The sequence below is a fragment of the Thermus sp. genome, from assembly GCF_039793865.1.
Classification (GTDB): Bacteria; Deinococcota; Deinococci; order Deinococcales; family Thermaceae; genus Thermus.
The window spans coordinates 24,910-49,612 of sequence record NZ_JBAMMI010000028.1 but is presented as its reverse complement, the minus strand read 5'-3'; the positions used below and the strand labels follow the sequence as shown (position 1 = coordinate 49,612).

At 68.0% G+C, this 24,703-nt stretch carries 27 protein-coding genes and 2 pseudogenes; 18 read left to right on the top strand and 11 right to left on the bottom strand.

Going from position 1 to position 24,703, the window contains the following annotated elements:
* Positions 1-1,100: IclR family transcriptional regulator C-terminal domain-containing protein (locus ABJK26_RS02880; protein WP_347240723.1), on the bottom strand; the 1,100-nt coding region annotated here is incomplete at its 3' end.
* 130 nt (positions 1,101-1,230) lie between these two features.
* On the opposite strand from ABJK26_RS02880, the gene acs reads away from it, so the two are divergent.
* Positions 1,231-3,177: an acetate--CoA ligase gene (acs, locus tag ABJK26_RS02875; RefSeq protein ID WP_347240722.1), complete on the top strand. Its 1,947-nt coding sequence runs from the start codon at positions 1,231-1,233 to the stop codon at positions 3,175-3,177.
* Between the two features lie 107 nt (positions 3,178-3,284).
* Here acs and ABJK26_RS02870 read toward each other — a convergent pair whose 3' ends face one another.
* Together ABJK26_RS02870 and ABJK26_RS02865 are read right to left on the bottom strand one after the other, a co-directional pair.
* A complete protein-coding gene (locus ABJK26_RS02870; RefSeq protein WP_347240721.1) occupies positions 3,285-4,829 on the bottom strand; it encodes a methylmalonyl-CoA mutase family protein in 1,545 nt (514 codons plus the stop codon).
* A 9-nt stretch (positions 4,830-4,838) separates the two neighbouring features.
* Positions 4,839-4,976 (bottom strand): hypothetical protein, encoded by a 138-nt coding sequence (locus ABJK26_RS02865; protein ID WP_347240719.1) that lies wholly within the window; start codon positions 4,974-4,976, stop codon positions 4,839-4,841.
* 82 nt (positions 4,977-5,058) lie between these two features.
* Between ABJK26_RS02865 and ABJK26_RS02860 the strand changes: the two genes are divergently transcribed.
* The 9 genes from ABJK26_RS02860 to ABJK26_RS02820 all read left to right on the top strand — a co-directional run bounded on the left by ABJK26_RS02860 (position 5,059) and on the right by ABJK26_RS02820 (position 11,752).
* A complete protein-coding gene (locus ABJK26_RS02860; RefSeq protein ID WP_347240718.1) occupies positions 5,059-5,364 on the top strand; it encodes a helix-turn-helix domain-containing protein in 306 nt (101 codons plus the stop codon).
* Complete coding sequence (gene minD, locus ABJK26_RS02855; RefSeq protein WP_347240717.1) at positions 5,361-6,164, top strand: septum site-determining protein MinD; 804 nt, start codon at positions 5,361-5,363, stop codon at positions 6,162-6,164. Before ABJK26_RS02860 ends, minD begins: the two co-directional genes overlap by 4 nt.
* Positions 6,164-6,385: a cell division topological specificity factor MinE gene (minE, locus tag ABJK26_RS02850; protein WP_347240716.1), complete on the top strand. Its 222-nt coding sequence runs from the start codon at positions 6,164-6,166 to the stop codon at positions 6,383-6,385. The genes minD and minE overlap by 1 nt, the downstream gene beginning before the upstream one ends.
* Before the next feature lie 6 nt (positions 6,386-6,391).
* On the top strand, positions 6,392-7,471 hold the full coding sequence (gene rodA / locus ABJK26_RS02845) for a rod shape-determining protein RodA (protein WP_347240715.1): 1,080 nt from the start codon (positions 6,392-6,394) through the stop codon (positions 7,469-7,471).
* 110 nt (positions 7,472-7,581) lie between these two features.
* On the top strand, positions 7,582-8,652 hold the full coding sequence (locus ABJK26_RS02840; RefSeq protein WP_347240714.1) for an ABC transporter ATP-binding protein: 1,071 nt from the start codon (positions 7,582-7,584) through the stop codon (positions 8,650-8,652).
* On the top strand, positions 8,645-9,505 hold the full coding sequence (locus tag ABJK26_RS02835; protein WP_347240713.1) for an ABC transporter permease: 861 nt from the start codon (positions 8,645-8,647) through the stop codon (positions 9,503-9,505). The genes ABJK26_RS02840 and ABJK26_RS02835 overlap by 8 nt, the downstream gene beginning before the upstream one ends.
* Positions 9,502-10,281: an ABC transporter permease gene (locus ABJK26_RS02830; RefSeq protein ID WP_347240712.1), complete on the top strand. Its 780-nt coding sequence runs from the start codon at positions 9,502-9,504 to the stop codon at positions 10,279-10,281. The genes ABJK26_RS02835 and ABJK26_RS02830 overlap by 4 nt, the downstream gene beginning before the upstream one ends.
* Positions 10,278-11,333, top strand: a complete 1,056-nt coding sequence (locus ABJK26_RS02825) for a spermidine/putrescine ABC transporter substrate-binding protein (RefSeq protein ID WP_347240710.1) — start codon at positions 10,278-10,280, stop codon at positions 11,331-11,333. The genes ABJK26_RS02830 and ABJK26_RS02825 overlap by 4 nt, the downstream gene beginning before the upstream one ends.
* A gap of 35 nt (positions 11,334-11,368) precedes the next feature.
* Positions 11,369-11,752 carry a cytochrome c gene (locus tag ABJK26_RS02820; RefSeq protein WP_347240709.1) on the top strand — a complete coding sequence of 128 codons (384 nt, stop codon included), beginning with the start codon at positions 11,369-11,371 and terminating at the stop codon, positions 11,750-11,752.
* On the opposite strand, the gene ilvD is transcribed toward ABJK26_RS02820, so the two are convergent.
* The 7 genes from ilvD to leuC are packed head-to-tail and all read right to left on the bottom strand — an operon-like array spanning position 11,749 to position 18,275.
* Positions 11,749-13,416 carry a dihydroxy-acid dehydratase gene (gene ilvD / locus ABJK26_RS02815; protein ID WP_347240708.1) on the bottom strand — a complete coding sequence of 556 codons (1,668 nt, stop codon included), beginning with the start codon at positions 13,414-13,416 and terminating at the stop codon, positions 11,749-11,751. The genes ABJK26_RS02820 and ilvD overlap by 4 nt on opposite strands.
* The gene (locus ABJK26_RS02810; RefSeq protein WP_347240707.1) at positions 13,413-14,147 is read right to left on the bottom strand and encodes an SDR family NAD(P)-dependent oxidoreductase; all 735 of its coding nucleotides are present in this window, start codon (positions 14,145-14,147) and stop codon (positions 13,413-13,415) included. Before ABJK26_RS02810 ends, ilvD begins: the two co-directional genes overlap by 4 nt.
* Positions 14,144-14,680 carry a Uma2 family endonuclease gene (locus tag ABJK26_RS02805; protein WP_347240706.1) on the bottom strand — a complete coding sequence of 179 codons (537 nt, stop codon included), beginning with the start codon at positions 14,678-14,680 and terminating at the stop codon, positions 14,144-14,146. The genes ABJK26_RS02810 and ABJK26_RS02805 overlap by 4 nt, the downstream gene beginning before the upstream one ends.
* Positions 14,677-15,210, bottom strand: coding sequence for a Uma2 family endonuclease (locus ABJK26_RS02800; protein WP_347240705.1), 534 nt, complete (start codon positions 15,208-15,210; stop codon positions 14,677-14,679). Before ABJK26_RS02800 ends, ABJK26_RS02805 begins: the two co-directional genes overlap by 4 nt.
* 9 nt (positions 15,211-15,219) lie before the next feature.
* Complete coding sequence (leuB, locus tag ABJK26_RS02795) at positions 15,220-16,257, bottom strand: 3-isopropylmalate dehydrogenase (RefSeq protein WP_347240704.1); 1,038 nt, start codon at positions 16,255-16,257, stop codon at positions 15,220-15,222.
* Positions 16,254-16,859, bottom strand: coding sequence for a 3-isopropylmalate dehydratase small subunit (gene leuD, locus ABJK26_RS02790; RefSeq protein WP_347240703.1), 606 nt, complete (start codon positions 16,857-16,859; stop codon positions 16,254-16,256). The genes leuB and leuD overlap by 4 nt, the downstream gene beginning before the upstream one ends.
* 3 nt (positions 16,860-16,862) lie before the next feature.
* Positions 16,863-18,275: a 3-isopropylmalate dehydratase large subunit gene (gene leuC / locus ABJK26_RS02785; protein WP_347240702.1), complete on the bottom strand. Its 1,413-nt coding sequence runs from the start codon at positions 18,273-18,275 to the stop codon at positions 16,863-16,865.
* A 651-nt stretch (positions 18,276-18,926) separates the two neighbouring features.
* Here leuC and ABJK26_RS02780 point away from each other — a divergent pair.
* From ABJK26_RS02780 to greA, 3 genes and pseudogenes are all read left to right on the top strand, one after another.
* A pseudogene (locus ABJK26_RS02780) lies at positions 18,927-19,751 on the top strand (chorismate-binding protein); the annotation flags it as partial.
* 34 nt (positions 19,752-19,785) lie between these two features.
* Positions 19,786-20,637: pseudogene (locus ABJK26_RS02775) on the top strand (aminotransferase class IV); the annotation flags it as partial.
* 56 nt (positions 20,638-20,693) lie between these two features.
* A complete protein-coding gene (greA, locus tag ABJK26_RS02770; RefSeq protein ID WP_347240701.1) occupies positions 20,694-21,164 on the top strand; it encodes a transcription elongation factor GreA in 471 nt (156 codons plus the stop codon).
* Here greA and ABJK26_RS02765 read toward each other — a convergent pair.
* Positions 21,151-21,816, bottom strand: coding sequence for a recombination protein O N-terminal domain-containing protein (locus ABJK26_RS02765; RefSeq protein ID WP_347240700.1), 666 nt, complete (start codon positions 21,814-21,816; stop codon positions 21,151-21,153). The genes greA and ABJK26_RS02765 overlap by 14 nt on opposite strands.
* Positions 21,817-21,838: 22 nt before the next feature.
* On the opposite strand from ABJK26_RS02765, the gene ABJK26_RS02760 reads away from it, so the two are divergent.
* The 5 genes from ABJK26_RS02760 (at position 21,839) to ABJK26_RS02740 (ending at position 24,445) form a co-directional block, all read left to right on the top strand.
* Positions 21,839-22,069 (top strand): hypothetical protein, encoded by a 231-nt coding sequence (locus tag ABJK26_RS02760; RefSeq protein ID WP_347240699.1) that lies wholly within the window; start codon positions 21,839-21,841, stop codon positions 22,067-22,069.
* 256 nt (positions 22,070-22,325) lie between these two features.
* Positions 22,326-22,691, top strand: a complete 366-nt coding sequence (locus ABJK26_RS02755; protein WP_347240698.1) for a roadblock/LC7 domain-containing protein — start codon at positions 22,326-22,328, stop codon at positions 22,689-22,691.
* A 13-nt stretch (positions 22,692-22,704) separates the two neighbouring features.
* The gene (locus tag ABJK26_RS02750) at positions 22,705-23,277 is read left to right on the top strand and encodes a protoglobin domain-containing protein (RefSeq protein WP_347240697.1); all 573 of its coding nucleotides are present in this window, start codon (positions 22,705-22,707) and stop codon (positions 23,275-23,277) included.
* Positions 23,277-23,915 carry a DUF4388 domain-containing protein gene (locus ABJK26_RS02745; RefSeq protein WP_347240696.1) on the top strand — a complete coding sequence of 213 codons (639 nt, stop codon included), beginning with the start codon at positions 23,277-23,279 and terminating at the stop codon, positions 23,913-23,915. Before ABJK26_RS02750 ends, ABJK26_RS02745 begins: the two co-directional genes overlap by 1 nt.
* Positions 23,912-24,445, top strand: a complete 534-nt coding sequence (locus ABJK26_RS02740) for an ATP/GTP-binding protein (RefSeq protein WP_347240695.1) — start codon at positions 23,912-23,914, stop codon at positions 24,443-24,445. The genes ABJK26_RS02745 and ABJK26_RS02740 overlap by 4 nt, the downstream gene beginning before the upstream one ends.
* The last annotated feature ends 258 nt before the right edge of the window (positions 24,446-24,703 follow it).

Here is a 24,703-nt window from a genome sequence, read left to right as displayed (position 1 = left end):
GTGTGGTTTCCATCCCAAAATCCTAAGGCCAAGGAAGAGGGGTGCGGAATGTCGGGGTAGGTCCACTTGGAGAGCCCGCCCTCCCCGTCCAGGACCACCAGGGCCACCTGCCTGGCCCGTTCCGGCAGGTGGCGGTCCAGGGCGTTGAGGGCGGCGCTGGTGAGCCCCCCTCGGAACCAGAGCCGGGTTTCCGGGTCAAAGGCCCGCTCCCAGGGACGGAACCAGTGGAACTCCCGGGCGAAGCCTCCAAAGAAGCCCTCGGGGTCCCGCAGGCTTTCCCGGTAGGCCCGGGCGTAGTCCTGGAGGTTCGCCCGCTGGCGGAGGGCCTCTGGGGCCTCGAGGGGGGCCGGGGGCTCCAGGGGCCTTGTGGCCTCGGAAAGGCGCACCGCGGGGGCCTCCGGGCGCAGGTGGGGGGTGACCCGAGCCACCTCCAGGAGGGCTTGGGCCAGCCGGGGGAAGGCGAAGGGGAAGCGGCGGGCGGGCACCTTAACCCCGATGGCCCCCAAAAGCCGGCCCTCGGGGTCAAAGAGGGGGGCGGCGATCCCCGAAACCCCCAGGGCGTACTCCTCCATCTCCACCGCGAGCCCGCTCTCCCGCACCCGCCTGAGCTCCGCCTCCAGGGCCTCGGGATCGGTGAGGGTGAAGGGGGTCTTGGGGGTGAGGGGGGGCAGGGGAAAGGGCCCGAAGGCCAGGAGGACCTTGCCCAGGGCCAGGGCGTGCCACTCGGGGGGGAAGCTCTCCCCCAGGGGGTGGGGCTGGCCCTGCCGCCCCCGGGTCCTAAGCCTCGGCCCCTCCGGGCCCAGGAGGAGGAGGTAGGAGCGCTCCCCCGTGCGCAGGTAGACCTCCTCCAAGGCCTCCTCCAGGGGATAGGCGGGGGCAGGGGCTTGGAAGGGAAAGCCCGGGGTGGGCCGGTATCCCCGCTCCCCCTTCACGGCGAAGCCCGCCTCCACCAGGCTGTTGAGGAGGGCGTAGGCGGCGGAGAGGCTCCGGCCCAGGTGCCGGGCGAGCTCCTTGGCCCCAACCCCCTCCGGGTGGGCCGCCAGGTAGGCCAGGGCCTCGAGGGCGGTCTGGACGGCGGCGCGGCTTCGCCTTTGGGCCATCCTTTCCCATCATCCCAGGCCCTCCCTCCGGGGTCAAGAAACGCCCTCCCTTTCCGCCTGGGCGAAAAAGCGGGGGTTTCTTGACCCTTCCCCGGCCCGGGGGCTAACCTCTGAAGCAAAGGAGGTGACCGTGGACCGGATTGAAGGGGTGCTCAAGGAGGAGCGGGTCTTCTACCCCAGCGAGGCCTTCCGCAAGCAGGCCCACATCGGGAGCGAGGAGGAGTACGAGCGGCTTTACCGGGAAAGCCTTCAGGACCTCGAGGGCTTCTGGGGACGGGTGGCCTCGGAGCTCCACTGGTTTGAACCCTGGCAGAAGGTCCTGGAGGGGGGCCTCCCCCACCCCAAGTGGTTCGTGGGGGGGAAGACCAACCTGGCCTTTAACGCCCTGGACCGCCACGTGAAGACCTGGCGGCGCAACAAGGCGGCCCTCATCTGGGAGGGGGAGCCGGGGGAAGAAAGGGTCCTTACCTACCATGACCTCTGGCGCGAGGTGCAGAAGTTCGCCAACGTCCTAAAGCGCCTGGGGGTGAAGAAGGGCGACAGGGTCACCATCTACCTCCCCATGGTCCCCGAGGCGGCCATCGCCATGCTGGCCTGCGCCCGGATCGGGGCCGTCCACTCCGTGGTCTTCGGCGGCTTCTCCGCCGGGGCGCTGGCGGACCGGATCAAGGACGCCGAGGCCAAGGTCCTCATCACCGCCGACGGGGGCTACCGCCGGGGCGGGATCGTTCCCCTCAAGCGGAACGCCGACGAGGCCCTCAAGGAGACCCCCAGCGTGGAGCACGTGGTGGTGGTGCGCCGCACCGGGGAGGAGGTCCCCTGGACCCCGGGCCGGGACCACTGGTGGCACGAGCTCATGGAGGCCGCCCCCGACCGGTGCGAGGCCGAGCCCATGGAGGCGGAGGACCCCCTCTTCATCCTCTATACCTCGGGCTCCACGGGGAAGCCCAAGGGGGTCCTGCACACCACGGGCGGGTACATGACCTACGTCTACTACACCACCAAGCTGGTCTTTGACCTCAAGGACGAGGACGTCTACTGGTCCACCGCCGACGTGGGTTGGATCACCGGGCACTCCTACGTGGTCTACGGGCCTCTTCTGAACGGGGCCACCACGGTGATGTACGAGGGGGCCCCCAACTGGCCCGAGCCCGACCGCTTCTGGCGGATCGTGGACAAGTACGGGGTCACCATCCTCTACACCGCTCCCACCGCCATCCGGAGCTTCATGAAGTGGGGGGAAGGGTGGCCCCTCAAGCACCGCCTGGACACCTTGAGGCTCCTCGGCACCGTGGGCGAGCCCATCAACCCCGAGGCCTGGCTCTGGTACTACAACGTCATCGGCAAGGGCCGCTGCCCCATCGTGGACACCTGGTGGCAGACGGAGACGGGGGGCATCATGATCACCACCCTGCCCGGGGCCCACGCCATGAAGCCGGGGCACGCCGGGAAGCCCTTCTTCGGCGTGGTGCCCGAGATTTTGGACAGCGAGCACCGCCCCGTGGAGAACCCCGAAGAGGGCGGCCACCTCTGCATCACCCGCCCCTGGCCCAGCATGCTCCGCACCGTTTGGGGCGACCCCGAGCGCTTCCTGCAGCAGTACTTCAGCCAGCACCCCGGCGTTTACTTCACCGGGGACGGGGCGCGCCGGGACAAGGACGGTTACTACCTCATCCTGGGCCGGGTGGACGACGTGCTGAACGTGGCCGGGCACCGCCTGGGCACCATGGAGATTGAGTCGGCCCTGGTGGCCCACCCCGCGGTGGCCGAGGCGGCGGTGGTGGGCAGGCCCGATCCTCTGAAGGGAGAGGCCATCGTGGCCTTCGTGACCCTGAAGGAGGGGCACGCCCCCTCGGAAACCCTCCGGGAGGAGCTCAGGGCCCACGTGGCCAAGGTCATTGGCCCCATCGCCCGCCCCGACGAGATCCGCTTCACCGACGCCCTGCCCAAGACCCGCTCGGGCAAGATCATGCGCCGCCTCCTCCGGCAGATCGCCGCCGGGGAGCAGGAGATCAAGGGGGACACCTCCACCCTCGAGGACCGCTCCGTGGTGGAGCGGCTGAAGCAAGGTTCCTAAACCCTACCCGCGCCGCGGCGGGGTGGCCTCACCCCGCCGGGCTTTTGTGCGCGTGCACCACCTTCCAGCCCTCCAAAAAGCCCCAGAGCTCGGCTTCGCCCTCCATGCTACCTCCCGGGCTGGTACTCCCCCCACTCCTCCCGCAAGACCCCGCAGACCTCCCCCAGGGTGGCCCGGCGGCGGAAGGCCTCCAGCACGTAGGGGAAGAGGTTCTCCTGGCCCCTCGCCGCTTCCCTCAGCTTTTCCAACCCGACCCTTACGCTTTCCCCGTCCCGCCTCGCCTTGAACTCGGCGAGCTCCCGCTTGCGCCTTTCGTGGAGCTCGGGGTCAATCCGCTGCACGGGGACGGGCTCGTTCAGGGGGCTATTGGGGTCAAAGAAGCGGTTCACCCCCACGATGACCCTCTTGCCCTCCTCCACCTCCTTCTGGAACTGCCAGGCGGACTCCTCGAGGGCCCTCTGGAAGTAGCCCGCCTCCACGGCGGCCACCGCGCCCCCCAGGGCGTCAATCTCCCGGAGGATTCTTTCCGCCTCCTGTTCCAGCTTGTCCGTGAGGTGCTCCACGTAGAAGCTTCCCCCCAAGGGGTCTATGGCCCGGGTGACCCCGCTCTCGTAGGCCAGGATCTGCTGGGTCCTTAGGGCGAGGAGGGCGCTCTTTTCCGTGGGCAGGCCCAGGGCCTCATCGTAGGCGTTGGTGTGGAGGCTCTGCGTCCCCCCGAGGACCGCCGCCAGGGCCTGGTAGGCGGTGCGCACCACGTTGTTCAGGGGCTCCTGGGCCGTGAGGGTGGAGCCCCCGGTCTGGGTGTGGAAGCGGAGCATCCAGCTTTTCGGGTCCTTGGCCCCGAACTCCTCCCGCATGATCCGGGCCCAAAGACGCCTTGCCGCCCGGAACTTGGCGGCCTCCTCAAAGATGTCCCCGTGGGCGGCGAAGAAGAAGGAAAGCCTCGGGGCGAAGCGGTCCACGTCCAGGCCCCGCTCCAAAGCCGCCCGCACGTAGGCCTTGGCGTCCGCCAGGGTGAAGGCGATCTCCTGGGCGGCGGTGGACCCGGCCTCCCGGATGTGGTAGCCGGAGATGCTGATGGTGTTCCACCTGGGGACGCGCTCGGCGCAGAAGGCGAAGATGTCGGTCACGAGGCGCATGGAGGGCCCGGGGGGGTAGATGTAGGTGCCGCGGGCGAAGTACTCCTTGAGGATGTCGTTTTGCACCGTGCCCGAGACTTTGTCCCAGGGGACCCCCTGTTCTTCGGCCACCAGGAGGTAGAGGGCGAGGAGCATCATGGCCGGGGCGTTGATGGTCATGCTGGTGGAGACCCGGTCCAGGGGGATACCCTCAAAGAGCCTCCGCATGTCCTCCAGGGTGGCGATGGACACCCCCACCCGCCCCACCTCCCCCACGCTCATGGGGTGGTCGGGGTCCAGGCCGAGTTGGGTGGGGAGGTCAAAGGCCACGCTTAAGCCGGTCTGGCCCTGGGAGAGGAGGTAGCGGTAGCGGGCGTTGGACTCCTCGGCGGTGGAGAAGCCCGCGTACTGGCGCATGGTCCAGGGCCTTTCCAGGTACATCCTCGGGTAGATGCCGCGGGTGAAGGGGTACTCCCCGGGCCGGCCGAGCTTCTCCCGGTACCCCTCGGGGAGGGACTCAAAGAGGCCTTCCATGCCTTAGTTTTACAGGAAAAGCCGGAGGAGCAAGAGAAAGGCGAAGAGGGTCCCCAGGAGGAGAAAAAGGGGAGGGAGGAGGAGGCTGTAGGCGGCCAGGACCAGGGCCAGGAAGTCCTTCCAGTCAGGCTTGGGCTCCTCCTTCACGCTCCCCAGGATAGGCCATCTTCCTTCCCAGGGCAATGCTTCCCGCTTCCCCTCTTTCTAGCCCTTTTGATAGCATTGGCCCATGGCCCTCTCCAAAAACGCCCGGAAGGTGCTCAAGGTCATGGCTCGCCGGGGGGCCCCGGAGGTCCTCTTCGCCCTGGGCCGGGGGCCCTCCCGCTTTTCCGACCTCCAGGCCGTTCTGCTCCTCTCCCCCCGCACCCTGGCGGAGAGGCTTAGGGAGTTTCACGCCTTGGGCTTCGTGGAGCGGCGGGCCTTCCCGGAGGTGCCGCCTCGGGTAGAATACACCTTGACGGCTAAGGGGAAGCGGGTCTTGGAGTTTTTTCGGGATTTGGAGGCGATATTGGACGCACAGGAGGTAAAGCGGTGAAAGCGCGCGCCATCGTGGTGACCTCGGGCAAAGGGGGGGTGGGCAAGACCACCACCACCGCCAACCTGGGGGCGGCCCTGGCCAAGCTTGGGGAGAAGGTGGCGGTGATAGACGTGGACGTGGGCCTCCGCAACCTGGACGTGGTCATGGGTCTCGAGGGCCGGGTGGTCTTTGACCTTATTGACGTCCTGGAGGGGAAGGCCAAGCCCCGCCAGGCCCTCATCCGGGACAAGCGGGTGGAAAATCTCTACCTCCTTCCCGCCTCCCAGACCAAGGATAAGGAGGCCCTGGACCCGGAGCGTTTCCGAAAGCTCGTCCAACACCTTCTCGCGGAGGAGGGGTTTGACCGGGTGCTCATAGACTCCCCGGCAGGGATTGAGAAGGGCTTCCAGACGGCGGCCACCCCGGCGGAAGGGGCCTTGGTGGTGGTGAACCCGGAGGTCTCCAGCGTAAGGGACGCCGACCGCATCATCGGCCTTTTGGAGGCCCGGGAGATCCGGGAGAACCTCCTCGTCATCAACCGCCTGCGGCCCAGGATGGTGGCCCGGGGGGACATGCTCTCGGTGGAGGACGTGGTGGAGATCCTGGGCCTCAAGCCCATCGGCGTCATCCCCGAGGACGAGCAGGTCCTCATCTCCACCAACCAGGGGGAGCTCTTGGTGCTCAAGGGGGGTGGCCCTGCCGCCCAGGCCTTCATGGACACCGCCCGGCGCCTCCGCGGGGAGGAGGTGCCCTTCCGGAACCTGGAAGATGCCCAGGGCTTCCTGGGGGTGTTGAAGAGGCTCTTCGGAGGCCACTGATGTGGGGGCGCGAGAAGAGCAAGGAAAAGGCCAAGGAGCGCTTGAAACTCGTTTTGGCCTACGACCGGGCCAGGCTCTCCCCGGGCCTGGTGGAAAACCTCAAGAAGGACCTCCTGGAGGTCTTGCGCCGCTACTTCCCCGCCCAGGAGGAAGGGCTTTCCGTGGCCTTGGAAGAGCGGGGGGAGAAGATGGTCTTGATGGCCGACATCCCCCTCAAGTGAGGAACGGTGACCCTGCGGCGACCTAACCTCTTCGCCTACGACTGGGGCCTGGTCCTCCTGGCCCTGACCCTTTCGGTCCTGGGGCTTTTCAACCTCCGTAGCGCCGCCCCCGACCCCGCCCTTGTGCTCCGTCAGCTTTTCGCCTTCCTCCTCGGCCTCGGGCTTGCCGTGGCGGTGCAGTTCCTCTCCCGCCGCACGGTCTTCGCCCTGGCCTACCCCCTCTACGCCCTCTCCCTGGTCCTCCTCTTTCTGGTCCTCGTGGTGGGGCGGGAGGTCAACGGGGCTAAGGCCTGGTTCGTCTTGGGGCCTTTGCAGTTCCAGCCCCTGGAGGTGGCCAAGCTGGGCCTCGTGCTGGTCCTGGCCCGCCTTTTGGAGGACCGCCCTGTCCTTCGGGTCTGGGACTACCTCCTCCCCGGTCTACTCGCCTTGCCCGTGGTGGCCCTGCTCCTGCTCCAGCCCGACCTGGGAGGGACCCTGGTGGTGCTCTTCGGGGCCTTGGCCGTCCTCTGGGTGCGGGGCCTTCCCCTTCGGCACCTCTTGGTGGGCGCCTTGGCCCTGGCCTTCCTCCTGCCCACCGTGGTCTGGCCGAGCCTCAAGCCCTACCAGCGGGAGCGGGTGCTCATCGTCTTGGACCCTTACCGGGACCCCCTGGGCCAGGGCTTCCAGGTCATCCAGTCCACCATCGCCATCGGCTCGGGAGGGCTCTTGGGCAAAGGGTACGGCCAGGGCACCCAGACTCAGTTGGGCTTCGTGCCCTTCCGCCACACGGACTTCGTCTTCGCCGTCTGGGCGGAGGAGTGGGGTTTCGTGGGGGTGGTGGCCCTCCTCGGCCTTTACGCCCTCCTCCTCCTGCGCCTCTTCGCCCTGGCGCTAGAGTGTCCCCGCCTGGCCGACCGGCTCTTCCTCGCCGGGGTGGGGGGGATGCTGGGCTTCCAGGTGGTGGTGAACCTGGGGGTGGCCCTGGGGGTGATGCCCGTGACCGGGCTTACCCTGCCCCTCTTTTCCTACGGGGGGTCTAGCCTGGTGGCCACCCTCTTCTCCCTGGGCCTGGTGCTCCTCGTCCACCGGGACCGGGCGGAGCCCTAAATGCCCTGCCCCGGCTTTCGCCAGAGCGGGAGCCCCTGCCCCGTGTTGCGAGACCAAGGCGCGGGCGCTAGGGTCTTGCGTGGGCTCGGAGGGTTGCTAAACTGGGCCCCGTGGCCAGGGACGTCTTGGTGCGCCTTCAGGGGGTGCGGAAGGCCTACGGGGGGGTGGCGGCCTTGGACGGGGTGGACCTCGAGGTCCATAGGGGCGAGTTCTTCAGCCTTCTCGGGCCCTCGGGGTGCGGCAAGACCACCCTCCTTAGGCTCCTCGCCGGGTTTGAGACCCCGGACGCGGGCCGGATAGAGATCGGCGGCAAGGACATGGCCCGGGTTCCCCCCTACGAGCGCCCGGTGAACACGGTCTTCCAAAACTACGCCCTCTTCCCCCACATGACCGTGGAGGCCAACGTGGCCTTCGGGCTCAGGATGAAGGGCCTTCCCCCGGAGGCCATCCGGAAGAAGGTGGCCTGGGCCCTGGAGCTCGTGGACCTCCTGGGGCTGGAGAAGCGCTACCCCAGGGAGCTTTCCGGGGGGCAGAAGCAGCGGGTGGCCCTGGCCCGGGCCCTGGTTTTGGAGCCCCAGGTCCTCCTCCTGGACGAGCCCCTCTCCGCCCTGGACGCCAGGCTCCGCCAGGAGCTTCGGGTAGAGCTCATGCAGCTCCAGAGGAGGCTCGGCACCACCTTCATCTTCGTCACCCACGACCAGGAGGAGGCCTTGGTCATGTCGGACCGCATCGCGGTGATGCGCTCGGGGCGCATCGTGCAGGTGGGCCTTCCCGACGAGGTGTATGAGCGCCCCCAAAACCGCTTCGTGGCCGAGTTTCTGGGCCGCTCCAACTTCCTTCCCGCTAGGCCCCACCCCTTGGGGGCGGAGACCCCTTTGGGGCCCTTGCGCCTTAAAAGCCCCTTGAGGGGAGAGGCCCTTCTGGGGATCCGCCCGGAGAAGATCCGCCTCTACCCCGCGGGGAACGGCCTTCTTGCCCGGGAGAACCTGGTGCGGGCGGTAGTGGAGGAGATCGTCTACACGGGGGCGGAGAACCAGTACTACCTGAGGGCTGGGGAGGTGAGGCTTCTCGCCTACACCCTGAACCAGGACCTCCAGGAGGCGGGGGCCGAGGAGTTCGCCTACGGCGAGGAGGTCCTCTGCTACCTTCCCCCGGAAAACCTGGTGGTGCTCCATGAATGAGGCGGCGACGCCCCTACAGCGGCTTTTCCGGGTCCTGGTCACCGTGGGCCCTGGGGGGCTTTGGCTTCTCCTCTTCGTCCTCCTGCCCACCCTTCTGGTCCTCCTCGCCTCCTTCCTGAGCCGGGGGCCCTACGGGGAGCTCCAGGGACCCCTCACCCTTAGGAACTACCTGAGGCTTCTGGAACCCGCCTACCTCGAGGCCTTCGCGGAGAGCCTTCTCGTGGGGATCCTGGCCACCCTCTTTTCCGCCCTTCTGGGCTACCCCCTGGCCTTTTACCTCGCCCGCCACCCCAGGCGGGACCTCCTCCTCCTTCTCCTCCTCCTCCCCTTCTTCACCAACTTCCTCATCCGGGTCTACGCCTGGCTGGTCCTCCTCCAGAGGGAGGGGCTGGTGAACGCCCTCCTCCAGGCCTTGGGGCTTGGTCCCCTGGTCCTTTACCCCTCCTTCTTGGCGGTGCTCCTGGCCACGGTCTACACCTTCCTGCCCTTTTTCGTGCTCCCGGTCTACGCCAGCGTGGAGCGCATAGACTGGCAGCTTTTGGAGGCGGCCTACGACCTCGGGGCGAGGCCCGTTAGGGCCTTCCTCCACGCCGTGCTTCCCCAGACCTACCCCGGGCTTTTCGCGGGAAGCGCCCTCGTCTTCATCCCCGCCATGGGGACCTTCGTGGTGGCGGACCTCCTGGGGGCGGGCCGGGTGGTCCTCATCGGCAACCTCATCCAGCAGCAGTTCGGCGTCACCCGGGACTGGGCCTTCGGGGCCGCCTTGAGCGTCTTCCTCATGGCCTTCGTGCTCCTCGCCCTCTACCTTTACGCCCGGATCCAGGGGGAAAGGGGGCTTGACGAGCTGGTATGAGGCGGCTTCTCTCCCTCCACGCCCTTTTGGTCTACCTCTTCCTCTACCTGCCCATTTTGGTCATCGTGGCCCTCTCCTTCAACGAGAGCCGCCGGGGAGTGCGCTTCACCGGATTCACCCTGGACTGGTACCGGGCGCTTTTCCAGGACCCGAGGGTCTTGGAGTACTTCCTGAACACCCTCCTGGTGGCCCTGGTCTCCACCCTGGTCTCCACGGTCCTCGGGACCCTTCTTGCCCTGGGCCTGGTGCGCTACCGCTTTCCCGGAAAGGGCTTCCTCCGCTACCTCCTCTACGTGCCCGTGGTGGTGCCGGACGTGGTCATGGGGGTTTCCCTCCTCCTCCTCTTCGCCTTCTCCCGGGAGCTTTGGGGCTTCCCCCGGCTTTCCCTCCTCACGGTGATCCTCGGGCACATCACCTTCCAGGTGGCCTTCGTGACCCTGGTGGTGCGCTCCAGGCTTCTTCTCTTGGACCCGGGCCTCGAGGAGGCCGCCCGGGACCTGGGGGCGAGGGGCTTCCAGACCTTCCTCCACGTGACCCTCCCCCTGGCCTGGCCGGGGGTGGCGGCGGGGGCCCTCCTCGCCCTCACCCTCTCCCTGGACGACTTCGTGGTCACCTTCTTCACCGCCGGCCCCGGGGCCACCACCCTGCCCCTCTACATCTACTCCAGCGTGAAGCTCGGGGTGAGCCCCAAGGTCCACGCCCTCTCCACCCTCATCGTGGGCCTTAGCGCCTTCTTCTTGGCCTTGGGGTATGCTCTCAGCCGGAGGAGGGTATGAGGCGGGTTGGAGTTTTGCTCCTGGCGGCGGCGCTCGCGCTTCTGGGATGGCTCTTCTTTCGGCCCAAGGCGCCTTCGGGCGCGGGCACCCTTTACTTCCTCAACTGGGCCGACTACATCCCCGAGGAGCTCCTGCGGAAGTTTGAGCGGGAGACGGGGGCCAAGGTGGTCCTGGACACCTTTGAGTCCCCCGAGGCCATGCTGGCCAAGCTCAAGGCGGGGGCGGACCGGGAGTTCTCCCTGGTGGTGGCCCCCGACTACTACGTGCTCCAGATGGCCCGGGAGGGGCTCGTCGCCCCCCTGGACAGGGGGAGGCTGAAGAACCTCGGCAACCTGGACCCCTTCTTCCTAGACCCCCCCTACGACCCCGGCCTGCGGCACTCCGTCCCCTACCTTTGGGGCACCACGGGGATCGCCTACCGGGAGGACCTGGTAAAGGGGCCGGTGGACTCCTACGCCGTCTTCTTTGACCCCAAGGCCCAGGTGGGGCCCTTCCTCCTCCTGGACGAGATGCGGGAGACCATCGGGGCGGCCCTCCGGTACCTGGGCTACTCGGTGAACACCACGGACCCCCAGGCCCTGGAGAAGGCCAAGGAGCTCCTCCTCGCCGCCAAGGGGCGCTCGGTGGGCTTTGCCGGAGGGGTGGAGGCCTTAAACCGCGTCCTGGCGGGGGACGCCGCCCTAAGCCTCGCCTACTCGGGGGACGTGCTCCAGGCCAGGAAGGAGGACAAGCGCCTGCGCTACGCCCTGGCCAAGGAGGGGGGGACGCTCTGGACGGACGCCATGGTGGTGCCCAAGCGGGGCCCGGCCCAGGAGCTGGCCTACCGCTTCGTGGACTTCCTCCTGGAGCCGGAAAACGCCGCCCTTTTGGCGGAGTACACCCGCTACGCCACTCCCGTGGCCAAGGCCATTCCCCTCCTTCCCGAGGAGATGCGCAAGGACCCCACCGTTTTCCCCCCGGAGGAGGTCCGGGCGAGGCTTGAGTACCTCAAGGACCTGGGCCCGGCCATCGCCCTCTACGACCGGGTCTGGACCGAGGTGAAGGCCCGCTAAAGGCGCCCCGGCCCCCCAGGCCCTATACTGGGGGCATGAAGCGGGCCCTCCTCGTCCTCTTCCTGCTCCTCGGGTTTTCCGCCTCGGCCCAGGGGGTGGAGGCCCTTTGGGCCAGGACCTGCGCCCAGTGCCACGGGGAGAGGGCCCAAGGGGTGAAACCCTACCCCGGCCTCCAGGGGGCCCTCCCCCTCTTCGCCACCCCGGAGGGGAGGCGCTACCTGGTCCTCGTGGTCCTCTACGGGAAGAAGGGGGAGGCGGGGCTCATGCCGGGCTTCGCCCAGCTCAAGGACGAGGAGGTGGCCGCCCTCCTCAACCACCTCATGGCCCTCCTCAAGGCCAAAGGGGAGCCCTTCAAGCCCGAGGACGTAAGGAAGGAGCGGGGCCAGAACCTGGCCCCGGACCGGATCCAAAGGCCCTAAAGGGGGTCTTCCAACACCGCCCCCTCGTCCGCCTGGCGCACCAGGGCGGCGTAGCGGGCGAAGACGCCGTGGGCGAAGGCGGGGGGGCGGGGCCTCCAGGCCGCCCGCCGGCGCTCCAGCTCCTCCTCGGGGAGGAGGACCTCGAGGCGGCGCCCTTCTACGTCAATCCGGACGCGGTCGCCCTCCTGCAGGAGGGCGATGGGCCCGCCCACGAAGGCCTCGGGGGCGATGTGGCCGATCATGAGGCCGCGGGTGCCCCCGGAGAAGCGGCCGTCGGTGAGGAGGGCCACCTCCGGCCCCAGGCCCTCCCCCACGAGGGCGCTGGTAACCGAGAGCATCTCGGGCATGCCGGGGGCGCCCTTCGGCCCCACGTAGCGGATGACCACCACGTCCCCGGGCCGGATCTCCCCCTTCAGGACCTTCTCCATGGCCGCCTCCTCCGAGTCAAAGACCCGGGCTGGGCCTTCAAAGTGGGTGTGCTCCGTCCCCGCGAGCTTGAGAACGGCCCCCCTGGGGGCGAGGTTCCCTTTGAGCACCACGAGCCCCCCGTGGGGCTTGAGGGCCCTTTCCACGGGGAAGACCACCTGCTGCCCCTCCTTTTCCCGGTAGGCCCTTTCCACCTCCTCCGCCAGGGTGCGGCCCGTGAGGGTCTTCTCCTCCCCAAAGAGGAGGCCCGCCTCCAGGAGGCGCTTGAAGACCAGGGCCGTCCCCCCGGCCTCATAGAGCTCCCAGGCGGTGTAGGTGCCCCAGGGCCTGAGGTCGGCGATCACCGGGGTCTTGCGGGATACCCGGTCAAAGTCCTCGAGGGAAAGCTCCACCCCCGCCTCCTTGGCCAGGGCGAGGAGGTGGAGGACGGCGTTGGTGCTTCCCCCCGTGGCGGCCACGGCGGCGATGGCGTTGAGGAAGCTCCTCCGGGTGAGGAAGTCCCTGGGCTTCCAGTCCTGCTCTATGGCCCAGGCGAGGATCCGCCCCGCCTCCTTGGTGGCCCGTTCCTTTTCGGGGTGGACGGCGGGGATGGCGTTGTAGCCCATGGGGGAGAGGCCCAGGACCTCGAGGGCCATGGCCATGGTGTTGGCGGTGTATTGCCCGCCGCAGGCCCCGGGGCCGGGGATGGCCCGGCGCTCTATCTCCAAAAGTTCTTCCTCGCCGATCTTCCCGGCGGCCCTTTGCCCCACCGCCTCAAAGACCTCCACGATGGTGAGCTTCCGGCCCCGCCACTCCCCGGGGGCGATGGTCCCCCCGTAGAGGACCATGCCGGGGACGCCGCTCCTTATGACCCCCATGGCCCCCCCGGGGATGGTCTTGTCGCAGGCGGAGAGGACCGCCATGCCGTCGTAGAGGTAGCCCTGGGCGACGAGCTCCACGCTGTCGGCGATGACCTCGCGGCTTACGAGGCTTGCCCGCATGCCGAGGGTGCCCATGCTGATCCCGTCGGAGATGGCGGGGGCTCCGAACTCAAAGGGGAAAAGCCCCGCCTCCTTGAGCCCGGCCTTGAGGTGGAGGGCGAGGCTTCGCAGGTGGAAGTTGCAGGGCATGCCGTCGGTGAAGGTGTTCACCACCCCCACGAAGGGCCTTGCGAAGTCCTCGTCCCCCACGCCCACCGCCCGGAGCATGGCGCGGGCGGGGGCCTGTTGCAGTCCCTTCTTGATGCGGTCTGACCTCATGCGTCCCTCCAGGTGGCGATCTTCCCGTGGAAGGCCCTGGCCTTGGGGAGAAGCCGCACCAGGGCCTTGGCGGCCTCCTCCGGCGTGAGGAGGAGCCCTTCCTCCTTGTAGCCCCTGAAGACCCGGTGGAGCACGGCCGAGGCGCTTCCCTGGGCCTCCCGGGCCTGGCGCTGCATCTCCGTCTCCACCACCCCGGGGCGGTAGACGAAGCAGGCGACCTCCGGGGCCTCGGCGGCGAGCTGCCGGGCCAGGTGCTCCTCCGCCGCCTTGGCCACGGCGTAGGCCCCGATGCCCGGCAGGTTGCTCTCCGCCGCCCCCGAGCCCAAAAAGACGGCGAGGCCCTCCCCTTTGCGCCGGAGGACGGGGTAGGCGAAGCGGGCGAGCTGGTAGCCGGCGAGGAGGTTGGCCTCGAGGACCTCCAGGAAAAGCTCCTCCGCCAGCTCAAAGAGGAGGGGCCCCGGGTGGAGGACCCCGGCGTTGTGGATGAAGCCCTGGAAGTTCCCCAGGGCCTCGGCCCTTTCCACCAGGGCCTGGGCCACCTCCCCTTTCCCCGCGCTTCCCGCCACGTAGGCCACCCTCGCCCCCAGGGCCTGGACCTCCTCGGCCACCGCCCGCAAGGGGGCCTCCTTTCGGGCGTTCAGCACCAGGTCAAAGCCTTCCCTGGCGAGCGCCAGGGCCAAGGCCTTCCCGATGCCCCGGCTCGCCCCGGTGAGGATCAGGGTCTTTCTCATAGGAGCGCCTCCGTGGGGATCTCCACCCCCAAGAAGGCGAGCCTGAGCCCGGGGCCAAGGGCTTCCTCCTCGCGGTAGCCCTCCCCCTCGGGCCTCCGGTGGAGGAGAACCCTCCTCCCCAGTAGGTCCACCAGCCAGACCTCGGGCACCCCCGCCTTGGCGTAAAGGGGGAGCTTCACCTGGAGGTCGTAGCGGAGGGAACTCTCGGCCACCTCCACCACCAGGAGGGCGTCCTTGGCCTCGGGATGCCGGGAGGCGTAGCCCTCGGGCTCTGGCCTGAGGAGGGCCAAATCGGGGTAGAGCTCGGACGAACCGACCACCAGGGGGTTTTGCACGGAAAGCAGGACCTCGCCGCGGGCGGCCAGGGGGGCGAACCGGGCGGTGAGCCGCCGCACGATGGCGGCGTGTTTGGGGCCTATGGGGCTCATCTCTACCAGGTCTCCTTCCACGAGCTCCAGCCTCGAGTCCTCCGGGAAGACCCCGGCCTCCACCATGCGGTGGAACTTCTCCAGGGAGATCTTGTGGCGGGTCACGGCAGGACCTCCTTCACCGGCACCTTCAGCCTGAGGACCGAAAGCTCCCCGTCCTCGAGGGCCTCCGCCTCCCGGTACCCCGCCCCCTCGGGGTGGCGGAAGACGTGCACCCCATCCCGCACCAGGTCCACCACAAAGACCTCCGGTATCCCGGCTTGGGCGTAGAGGGGGAGCTTCACCTCGAGGTCGTGGTCCAGGCTGGTCTCGGCCGCCTCCACCACCAAGAGGGCGTCCTTGGCCTCGGGCAGGCGATCGCGGTACCGGGTCCTCGGGGGCTTAAGGAGGGCGAGGTCGGGATAGACCTCGGTGTCCGGGAAAAGCACCAGGGGGTTCTGCACCGAGAGCACGGCTCTATCCCTCAAGGGGCTCAAGAGGTCCACGAGGGCGTTCAGGACGTACGCATGGCGCTTTCCAATGGGGCTCAGCTCCACCACCTCCCCCCGGATGAGCTCCACCCGGTCGTCCTCCCCCAGGATCCCCGCCTCGGCCATGCGGTGGAAGTCCTCGGCGCTGAAGCGGTGCCGGATCATGTCCCCATCTTAGGCGAGGTGGCGGAGGACCGTGGCCGTGAAGGCCTCCGTGCCCGCGCTCCCCCCGAGGTCGGGGGGCGGGGCCTCCAGGAGGGCCTTGGCCACGGCCTCTTCCACCTTGCGGGCGAGCTCCACCAGGCCGAAGGCGTGTTCCAGCATCATGGCCGCGGAGAGGATGGCCGCCGTGGGGTTGGCGAGGCCCTTGCCGGCAATGTCGGGGGCGGAGCCGTGCACGGGCTCAAAGACCGGGGTGCCCCGGCCCAAGGAGGCCGAGGGGAGGAGGCCCAGGGAGCCGGGGAGGACGCTCAAGAGGTCCGAGAGGATGTCCCCGAAGAGGTTCCCCGTGACCACCACGTCAAACCGGGCGGGGTTTTTCACCAGGTGCATGGCCATGGCGTCCACGTACTGGTGCTCCAGGGCCACCTCGGGGTAGCCCCGCCCCACCTCCTCGAGGGTCTTGCGCCAGAACTCCCCCACCTCCAGCACGTTCGCCTTGTCCACGCTCGTCACGCGCTTTCTCCGCTTCCTCGCCGCCTCAAAGGCCACCTTGGCCACCCGCTCCACCTCGGGCTTGCTGTAGCGCTCCGTGTTCCAGGCCTCGGCCTCCGACATCCCCCGGGGCTCGCCGAAGTAGATCCCCCCGGTGAGCTCCCGGACGATGAGGACGTCCACCCCCCGGGCGATCTCCTCCTTCAGGGGAGAAAGCCTCTCCAGGCCGGGGAAGACCTTGGCGGGGCGGAGGTTGGCGAAGAGGTCCTGGCTCTTCCTCAGGGCCAAAAGCCCGGTTTCGGGGCGGATCTTGCGGGGAAGCCCGTCCCACTTGGGCCCGCCCACGCTTCCCAAAAGCACCGCCTCCGCGCTTTCCACGCCCTTCCTCGCGGCCTCGGGGAAGGGCTCCCCGAAGCGGTCAATGGCCTCCCCCCCGAAGGGGAAGACCTCGTAGGCGAGGCCCAGGCCCTCGGCCTCGTCCAGGGCCTTGAGCACTTTGAGGGCCGCCTCCGTGACCTCGGGGCCGATCCCGTCCCCGGGAAGCACCGCCACCCTCATTCCGCCCTCCTGGGGTAGGGGAGCTTCCGGTCAAACTGGTCCAAAAGCTCTCCGGCCTCCAGAAGCTCCCCGATGGGGTCCCAAAGCCCCTCCACCAGGGCCTCCCGGGCCTCCTCCCGGATGGAAAGGGGGGCTACCCGGTCCCCGAAGCGCACCTCTTTGTTCACCAGGTCAATCTCCACCTCCAGCGCGGGGTTTTCCTCCACCATCCGGAAGAGGACCCCCAGGTCCTCGGGGGCCAGGCTCACGCAGGGGAGGCCGATGGCGGTGGCGTTCCCGAAGAAGATCTCGGCGAAGCTTTCCCCGATGATGGCCTTAAAACCCGCCCGCTTGATGGCCTGGGGGGCGTGCTCGCGGCTACTGCCCGAGCCGAAGCCCGACTCCACGAGGAGGATCGTGGCCCCCCGGTAGCGGGGGTCGTTTAGGGGGTGGGGCTTGGGGTTTCCCTTCTCGTCAAAGCGCTCGTCGTAGAAGAGGTACTGGCCCAGCCCCTCGAAGGTGAGGGCCTTCATGAAGCGGGCCGGGATGATGCGGTCGGTGTCAATGTCCTCACCCCTCAGGGGCACGGCCCTTCCCCGGATCACGGTGAACTTCTCCAACATGGCTTACCTCCCGATCCCGAAGACCTCCCGGGCGTCGGCGATCTCCCCGGCCACCGCCGCCGCCGCCACCATGAGGGGGCTCATGAGCACGGTGCGGCCCCGGGGGCTTCCCATGCGCCCCTTGTAGTTCCGGTTGGAGCTTGAGGCGGCGAGCTCGTCCCCTTCCAGCCGGTCCGGGTTCATGGCGAGGCACATGGAGCAGCCCGGCATCCGCCACTCAAACCCCGCCTCGCGGAAGACCTCGGCGATCCCCTCCTCCTCGGCCTTTTTCGCCACCCACTCCGAGCCCGGCACCACCAGGGCCCGCACCCCCTTCTTCACCTTGTGCCCCTTGAGGTGGCGGGCCACCTCCCGTAGGTCCGAAAGCCTCGCGTTGGTGCAGCTTCCGATGAAGGCCACCTGGACGGGCACCCCCTTGATGGGCTGGCCCGGCCTAAAGCCCATGTAGGCCAGGGCCTCCTCGGCCACGGGGCGCTCCTCCTCGGGAAGTTCCTCCAGGAGGGGGATCCTGCCGTCAATGGGGATGGCCTGCCCCGGGGTGATGCCCCAGGTGACGGTGGGGGCGATCTCCTCGGCCCGGAAGGTGACCACGTCGTCGTAGGGGGCGTCGGGGTCGGAGCGGAAGGCGAGCCACCTTTTCTTCGCCTCCTCCCACTCGGGCCCCTTGGGGCTATAGGGGCGGCCCTCGAGGTAGCGGAAGGTGGTCTCGTCGGGGTTCACGTAGCCCACCCGGGCCCCGCCCTCAATGGACATGTTGCAAAGCGTCATGCGGCTTTCCATGTCCATGGCCTCCACGGCGCTTCCCCCATATTCATAGGCGTAGCCCAGGCCCCCCTTCACCCCCAGGTGGCGGATGACGTGAAGGATCACGTCCTTGGCGTAGACCCCTGGGGCGAGCTTCCCCTCCACGTTGATCCGCCGCACCTTGAGCTTCTGGGCGGCGAGGGTCTGGGTGGCGAGGACGTCTCGCACCTGGCTCGTGCCGATGCCGAAGGCCACGGCCCCGAAGGCCCCGTGAGTGGAGGTGTGGGAGTCCCCGCAGGCGATGGTCATGCCGGGCTGGGTGAGGCCGAGCTGGGGCCCGATCACGTGGACGATGCCCTGGTCCCCGCTTCCCAGGTCAAAGAAGGTGATGCCGTGCTCCCGGGTGTTTTGCCTTAGGGCCTCCAGCATGCTCTGGGCCAGGGGGTCCTGGAAGGGCTCGGTGCGGTCGTGGGTGGGGACGATGTGGTCCACGGTGGCGAAGGTGCGGTGGGGAAAGCGCACCCGAAGCCCGAGGTCTCTGAGCATCCCGAAGGCCTGGGGGCTCGTGACCTCGTGGAGGAGGTGGAGGTCTATGAAGAGCTGGCTCTGGCCGTTTCGGAGCTTCCTCACCTCATGGGCTTCCCAGACCTTCTCGTAGAGCGTTTTTCCCATGCTCTCCCTCCCTTATGGAAAACCCCCGGGGTTTAGGGCCCGGGGGTAGGCGGCAAAGCCTTTCCCTAAACCGGGCCTGCCCGGCTTAGGCGTAGTAGGGCGCTCCGCCGCATTGGCCCTTAGCCTAAGGGGAAGTGCCCCTTTGGGTCAAGGCCCCTATACTGCTAGCGTGCTTGCCCTTTACCACGCGGCCCGGGTTCTTGGGCTAAAACCCGCCCTCCTGGAGTCTCTGGGGCCGAGGACGCCCTTTTCCCGCCTCTCCCTTCTTGGCCTCAGGCCCAGGCACCGCCTCGAGGTCCTCGAGGGGCGGCTTTACCTGGACGGGCGGCGGGTGGGGGAGGCGCTGGAGGTCTTCTCCTACCTGGAAAAGGGGCTAGGCCGGGGGTTTTTCCCTGCTTGGATCGGGTTTTTCGCCTACGAGTTCGCCCGGCACCTGGGCCTTCCCACCCACAAGCCCCTCCCCGGTCTCCCCGAGGCGGCCTTCCACTACTACCCCGAGGGCTTCACCCTCCTCTCGGGGAGGCTCGTGGAGAGGCCCTCCATGCCCTTGAGGCCCAGGCCCCATCCCCTTCCTCCCATGCCTGCACACCCCTTGGTCTCCGACTTCCCCCGGGAGGCCTTCCTTAAAGGCGTGGAGGAGGTGCACCCTTCATGGGCCTTCTGGAGGGGGAGGGGTGGGCCGTGGTCTCGGGAAGCCCGGAGAGGCTCTTCAAAAAAGTGGGCAGGAGGCTCCTCGCCCGGCCCATCGCCGGCACCAGGCCAAGGGGGAGAACCCAGGAGGAGGACCTCCTCCTGGAGGAGGAGCTCCTTTCCTCCCCCAAGGAGCGGGCCGAACACGCCATGCTGGTGGACCTGGTGCGCAACGACCTCGCCCGGGTGGCCCTTCCCGGCACCGTGCGGGTGCGGGAGCTTTTCACCGTGGAGCGGTACGCCCACGTGACGCACCTGGTCTCCGAGGTGGAGGCCCGCACCGACGCCTCCTTGGGCCGGGTCTTCGCCGCCCTCTTCCCCGGGGGAACCATCACCGGGGCCCCCAAGGGCATGGTGATGGAGGCCATAAGGGCCCTGGAGCCCGTTCCCCGGGGGGGCTACACGGGAAGCCTGGGATACGTCTCGGGCAGGGGGGCGGACTTCAACATCCTGATCCGCTCCTTCCAGAGGGTAGGGGAGGAGGTCCTCTTCTCCGCGGGGGCGGGCATCGTCATCGCCTCGGAGGCCAGGAAGGAGCACGAGGAGACCCTCCACAAGGCCCAAAGCCTCCTCCTGGCCCTGGAGAGGGGAAGGCCGGGAAGGTCCCCCGAGCCCCCGAAAAAGCGGGCTTCCTGGAGCCCTCCACCCCCGCCCCGGAGCTATGGGGCGCGGGTCCTCTTCCTGGAGAACCGGGACTCTTTTTCCTACAACCTGGTGGACTACCTAAGGGCCCTGGGGGCGGAGGTGGAGGTGGTGGACCAGGAGGAGGTCCCCCGGTTTTCCGGCTTCACCCACCTGGTGGTGGGGCCCGGGCCCAAGGACCCCTTCGCCGCCGGGCGGGTGCTGGAAGTGGACGGAAAGGGCCCTGGAGGCCGGGCTTCCTCTCCTTGGGGTCTGCCTGGGCCACCAGGCCCTGGGGGTGGCCCTGGGGGCGGAGCTTTACCGGGAAGACCCGGTTCACGGGGAGGGGCACGCCGTTTTTCACACCGGGGAGGCCCTCTTCGCGGGCACCCTCCGGGTGGAAAGGGGAGAACCCCTTTGGCTGGAGGCGCATCTTTCCCGCCTTCGCCGCCACGCCCTGGCGCTGGGGCTTCCCTACCCGGGGGACGAGGCCTTCGCCCAGGATGTGGAGGCCCTCCTTGGCGCTTTTCCAAAGGCCTTCTGTCTCCGCCTCCGCCTCACCGTGGGGGAGGGGGTGCGCCTCGCCGAGGCCAGACCCTACACCCCCTTGCCCCCTTCCCTCTACCGGGAGGGGGTGCGGGTAAGGCTCACCTCCTTCCGCGTCCACCCCGACCTCGCCCGCTACAAGACCGGGAACTACCTCCCCTACCGCCTGGCCTTGGGGGAGGCAAGGAGAGAAGGGGCCTTTGAGGGGCTTCTTCTGGACGCTTCGGGCCACGTGGTGGACGGGAGCCGCACGAGCCCGCTCCTCTTCCGGAAGGTCACCTTGTACCTTTTGGAAGGAGGGTTGGAAGGCCTCACCCGGGAGAAGGTGGCGGAGGCCGCCAGGGCCTTGGGCTTCCGGGTGGAGCGGGCCTTCCTGAGGCCCGAGGAGCTCCAGGGCCACCTCCTCCTCGCGGGAAGCGGGGTGGGCCTCCTTCCCGTGGGAAGGCCTCCCAAGGCGCTCCTTCCCCTCATAGGGCGCTTCCTCCCCGCCTGCTATACTGAATAGCGGTACCGCCAGCCCAAGGCCTTTGGGCTGGTGTCCCCTTTTACGCAGGAGGAGGCATGAAAAAGCCCGTCTACTTGACCAAAGAGGGCTATCGGCGGCTTCAGGAGGAGCTTCACCACCTCAAGACCACCAAGCGGCAGGAGATCTCCGCCGACTTTGAGCAGGCCCTGGAGGAGGGGGACCTCCGGGAGAACGCCGGCTACGACGAGGCCCGGCGGGCCATGTGGCAGAACGAGGCCCGCATCGCCCAGCTGGAGGACCTCCTCTCCCGGGCGGTGGTGGTGGAGGGCAACGGCTCCTACGACCAGGTGGCCCTGGGCTGCCAGGTGGAGCTGGAGACCGAGACCGGGGAGAGGCTTTCCCTCTCCATCGTGGGGAGCCACGAGGCGGACATTTTCAGCGGCAAGATCTCCGACGAGTCCCCCCTGGGCCAGGCCCTTCTGGGCAAGAAGGTGGGGGACGTGGTGGAGATCCGGGGCAAGAAGGGGGCCCAGGTCTACACCATCTTGGAGATCAAGCCCCTATAGCCTCCGCCGAGCGCAAAGGCCCCAGGGTCTCCTCCGCGTGGGCCTTGAGGGCCTCCAAAAGCCTATCTAGGGGGGCTTCTTCCAGATAGGGTAGGGCCTCGCCTCCGGGGAGGTGGAGGATGGCCCGCAGGGCTTCCACCCCCTTTTCCCCCAGGTAAGCTCCCCTCTCCCCCAGCCTGCCCTCGGAGAGAAAAAGGCCCGGTCCCAGGAGGTTAGGGGCCAGCCCTCCCGCCTTCACCACCCGCCAGCCCGCCCAGACCAGGGGGAGAAGAGGGTCCTGGTGCTTGGCGATGCCCCGGAGGCCGGAGGCGAAGACCGGGTAGATCCGGGGGGCGGCCTCGGGGGAGGCCAGACGGTAGGCCAGTTCGGCGAGGAAGGAGGCGAGGAGGAAGCGCCTTGGCTCCTCCAGGCCGTGGAGGCGGCCCAAAAGCTCCGCCTGGGTCAGGGTGGGCAGGCCCTCCCCCTTGGCGTAGAGCTGGAAGCGCACGTGGTGGAAGAGGGAAAGGCGGCCCGCGCGCCCCGTGGGCCTCTGCCCCTTACGGGCTACGGCCTCGAGGCTCCCCTGGGGCGTGAGGAAGCGGAGGAGGAGGTCCCCTTGGGGGAGGGCTTTGCGGCCCACCACGATGCCCTCCTCGAGGCGGTAGCGCTCCACCTTTCCAGTGTATGCTTAAGCCATGGAGCGCACGTTGCGGGACATCCTGGAGTGGGTGGTGTTGGGGCTTTTGGTGGTGGTGGGGGTGCTCCTCCTCCTTTGGGTGGGGGGCTGGGTCTTCACCTTCTTGGGCAAGGTTCTCCTTGCCCTTTCCGGCCTGATCGCCACCCTGCTCAAGTATGCGGTTCCCCTTCTCATCATCGCCGCGGTGGGGTATGGGGTGTTTTTCCTTCTCCAAAGGCGGCAGGCCTAAACCCTTGACAGGGTTGGGGTGAGCCCTACATCCTCTTTCCTGAGCTCGGGAGGAAGGCGAACATGGACAGGAGGCTTTTGCTCAAGCTGGGCGCGGCCCTGGGGGCGGGTTCCCTGGGCTTGACCGCTATACCGCATAGAGCCCCAGGAAGCGCAGGGCGGAGGGGGGCCTATTTCATCCCTTTGGAGCTATGGGGTAGCATACGAAGGTATCGCGGATCTTCAGTACCGCGTAAGTCCAGTAAGGAGAAGCAAGTATGAGCCGTCAGACAGTCCTTCAAGAGGCGATTCGGCAACTCAGGCAAGCGGTGCCCGAAATCACCGGGGTCATGGTGGCCTCCAGCGACGGCCTTTCTCTGGCCACGGATCTCCCCGAGGCAGAGGCGGCGCGTGTGGCGGCGATGGCGGCCACGGCCCTGGGGCTGGGGAAGCGCATCGCCCAGACGACTGCCCTGGGCGGGCTGGAGGAGGTGGTGGTGCGGGGCGGGGACGGCTATCTGGTCGTCTACAGCGCCGGGGACAAGGGCGTGCTGGCGGTGGCCGCTCCCGCGGGGGCCAACCTGGGCCTCATCCACCTGGAAGCCCGGCAGATGGCGCAACGCATCGCCGAAGCCCTGGGATAGGCAGAGGAAACCCATGGTAGACCTCAAGGAGATCGCGAAAAAGGCGTTGGAGCAGATGCCCCCCGAGGCGCGGTTTAGCCCTGAGGATGCCCAGGTGATCGCGCGCCACAGGGATCTGCTCCTCTCCTGGAGCGAGGAGTTCGTCCAGGCCTTCTACGACACCCTCTTCGCCCATCCGCCGACCCGGGCGCTCTTCCGCGAGGGGGAGCGCCCCGAGCGGGAGGAGACCCTAAGGGGATGGTGGCGCCGCACGGTGGAGGGGCCGCTGGACGAGACGTACTTCGCCTGGATGGTCAAGGTCGGCCTGGTACACGTCTACCGCAAGGTGGAAAACCCCATGATGCTCGCCATGGCCGACTTCGCGGTCGGTTTTGTGGGCGCGAGGGCGTCTTCTATGGGCCTCGTGGAGCTGGCGGTGGCCTTCAACCGGCTTATGGGCTCGGTACGGGCGGTTATCGCTTACGGCTACGATTTCTTCCAGAAACTGGCCCTTCATAACGTGGTGGGCATGGAGCCTGCCCTCCTGGACAGGCTGAGCCTAGAGGAAGCTCGGTCCTTCCTGGGGAAGCTTAAGGAGCGAGGCTGATGGCGATCTTCGGCAACCTGGCGGACATGCCCTTCGCCGACCTGCTGGCCATGCTCGGGCGCCGCAGCGGGGTGCTGGAGGTCTTCGCCCTGCCCGGGAAGCGCCAGGGTTACTCCATAGCCCTGGACGGGGGGAAGGTGGTCTGGGTGCGGGAAGGGCACAGGCGGCTCGACTCCTTGGAGGCTCGCCTTGTCCTTCAGGACCTTCTGCACAGCTGGGAAGGAGCCTTTGAGTTCACCCCCGGCACACCCCCCGTGGATGGGGAGGCGCTTGGCTGGCCGCTGGAACGCCTGCTCCTCACCATGACCGCCATAGAAGACGAAGAGGCCACCTACGCTTCGGTGCTTCCCGACCCCAAGACCAGGTTCCAGGTCGCCTCGCTGGAGATCCCGCTGGAAGAGCCCCTGCTCTCTTTCTGGGATCGGACCAAGAGCTTGCTTCTAGAGGGCGCCTCCGCGGAGGAGATCGCGGGGAAGCTTCACCTGCCCCTCAAGGAGGTGCGCTACTACCTCTACAAGCTTCGCCTGGCGGGCAAGGTGACCCCGGTGAGGGCCTACCAGAAAACCCGCCAGGACACCGAGAAGCAGGGGCTTTTCCGCAAACTCCTTGGGGCCTTGCTCAGAGGGGGAGGCCGATGAGGGAACGCCCCCTGAAGCTGGTGGTTTCCGGTCCGGTCGGAGCCGGAAAGACCACCTTCATCCAGTCCCTCTCCGAGATCCCGGTGGTGGAGACCGACGAGCTGGCCACCGAGGCCATCGGCAAGGAGCGAACCACGGTGGCCCTGGACTTTGGCCTCTTGCACCTGGACGGGGTGCCCATCTACCTCTTCGGCACCCCGGGGCAGGAACGGTTTGACTTCATGTGGGATGTCCTGGTGGAGGGAGCCCTGGGCTTGGTGCTCCTGGTGGCCGGAGACAATCCCAGGGATTACCCCAGGGCCCGCCACATCCTGGAGTACCTCACCTCGCGCCACCCGGTGCCCTTCGTGGTAGGCGTGACGCGGCAGGACCTGCCCCGGGTGTGGACCCCCGAGGACGTGGCCGACTACTTCGCTCTGCCGAAGGAGCAGGTGGTGGGTCTGAACGCCACAAGTCCCACCAGCGCCACCCTGGCCCTCATCCGAATCCTGGAGCTGGTTACGGGAGAGCGATGGCAAGGAGCTTTTTAGGGAGGTGGTGATGAAAACGGTCAACCTTTTTGCCCAGAGCGAGGGGGAACAGCTGGAGCGGGTCCAAGAGTGGGCTCGGTTGCTGCAGGTCGGTTCCGCGTGGAGCGATCTGGCCTCCGTGTACGAACAGGTGCGCCCCGTCTACCCTGGCTGCGAAGTACCAGGTTTTGATCGATGAGTTCACGCGCATTTTTAACCAGCTTTTCCCCGACAACCCGCAGCAGTTGCTCAAGCTGGAGCGAGCCCTTGTCAAAGTGG

Coding starts and splice junctions, on each gene's coding strand:
- ABJK26_RS02870 (WP_347240721.1), bottom strand. CDS start 4,829: ATGGAAGGCCTCTTTGAGTCCCTCCCCGAGGGGTACCGGGAGAAGCTC.
- ABJK26_RS02860 (WP_347240718.1), top strand. CDS start 5,059: ATGGCCCTCTCCAAAAACGCCCGGAAGGTGCTCAAGGTCATGGCTCGC.
- minE (WP_347240716.1), top strand. CDS start 6,164: ATGTGGGGGCGCGAGAAGAGCAAGGAAAAGGCCAAGGAGCGCTTGAAA.
- ABJK26_RS02835 (WP_347240713.1), top strand. CDS start 8,645: ATGAATGAGGCGGCGACGCCCCTACAGCGGCTTTTCCGGGTCCTGGTC.
- ABJK26_RS02830 (WP_347240712.1), top strand. CDS start 9,502: ATGAGGCGGCTTCTCTCCCTCCACGCCCTTTTGGTCTACCTCTTCCTC.
- ABJK26_RS02825 (WP_347240710.1), top strand. CDS start 10,278: ATGAGGCGGGTTGGAGTTTTGCTCCTGGCGGCGGCGCTCGCGCTTCTG.
- ABJK26_RS02820 (WP_347240709.1), top strand. CDS start 11,369: ATGAAGCGGGCCCTCCTCGTCCTCTTCCTGCTCCTCGGGTTTTCCGCC.
- ilvD (WP_347240708.1), bottom strand. CDS start 13,416: ATGAGGTCAGACCGCATCAAGAAGGGACTGCAACAGGCCCCCGCCCGC.
- ABJK26_RS02810 (WP_347240707.1), bottom strand. CDS start 14,147: ATGAGAAAGACCCTGATCCTCACCGGGGCGAGCCGGGGCATCGGGAAG.
- ABJK26_RS02800 (WP_347240705.1), bottom strand. CDS start 15,210: ATGATCCGGCACCGCTTCAGCGCCGAGGACTTCCACCGCATGGCCGAG.
- leuB (WP_347240704.1), bottom strand. CDS start 16,257: ATGAGGGTGGCGGTGCTTCCCGGGGACGGGATCGGCCCCGAGGTCACG.
- leuD (WP_347240703.1), bottom strand. CDS start 16,859: ATGTTGGAGAAGTTCACCGTGATCCGGGGAAGGGCCGTGCCCCTGAGG.
- leuC (WP_347240702.1), bottom strand. CDS start 18,275: ATGGGAAAAACGCTCTACGAGAAGGTCTGGGAAGCCCATGAGGTGAGG.
- greA (WP_347240701.1), top strand. CDS start 20,694: ATGAAAAAGCCCGTCTACTTGACCAAAGAGGGCTATCGGCGGCTTCAG.
- ABJK26_RS02760 (WP_347240699.1), top strand. CDS start 21,839: ATGGAGCGCACGTTGCGGGACATCCTGGAGTGGGTGGTGTTGGGGCTT.
- ABJK26_RS02755 (WP_347240698.1), top strand. CDS start 22,326: ATGAGCCGTCAGACAGTCCTTCAAGAGGCGATTCGGCAACTCAGGCAA.
- ABJK26_RS02750 (WP_347240697.1), top strand. CDS start 22,705: ATGGTAGACCTCAAGGAGATCGCGAAAAAGGCGTTGGAGCAGATGCCC.
- ABJK26_RS02745 (WP_347240696.1), top strand. CDS start 23,277: ATGGCGATCTTCGGCAACCTGGCGGACATGCCCTTCGCCGACCTGCTG.
- ABJK26_RS02740 (WP_347240695.1), top strand. CDS start 23,912: ATGAGGGAACGCCCCCTGAAGCTGGTGGTTTCCGGTCCGGTCGGAGCC.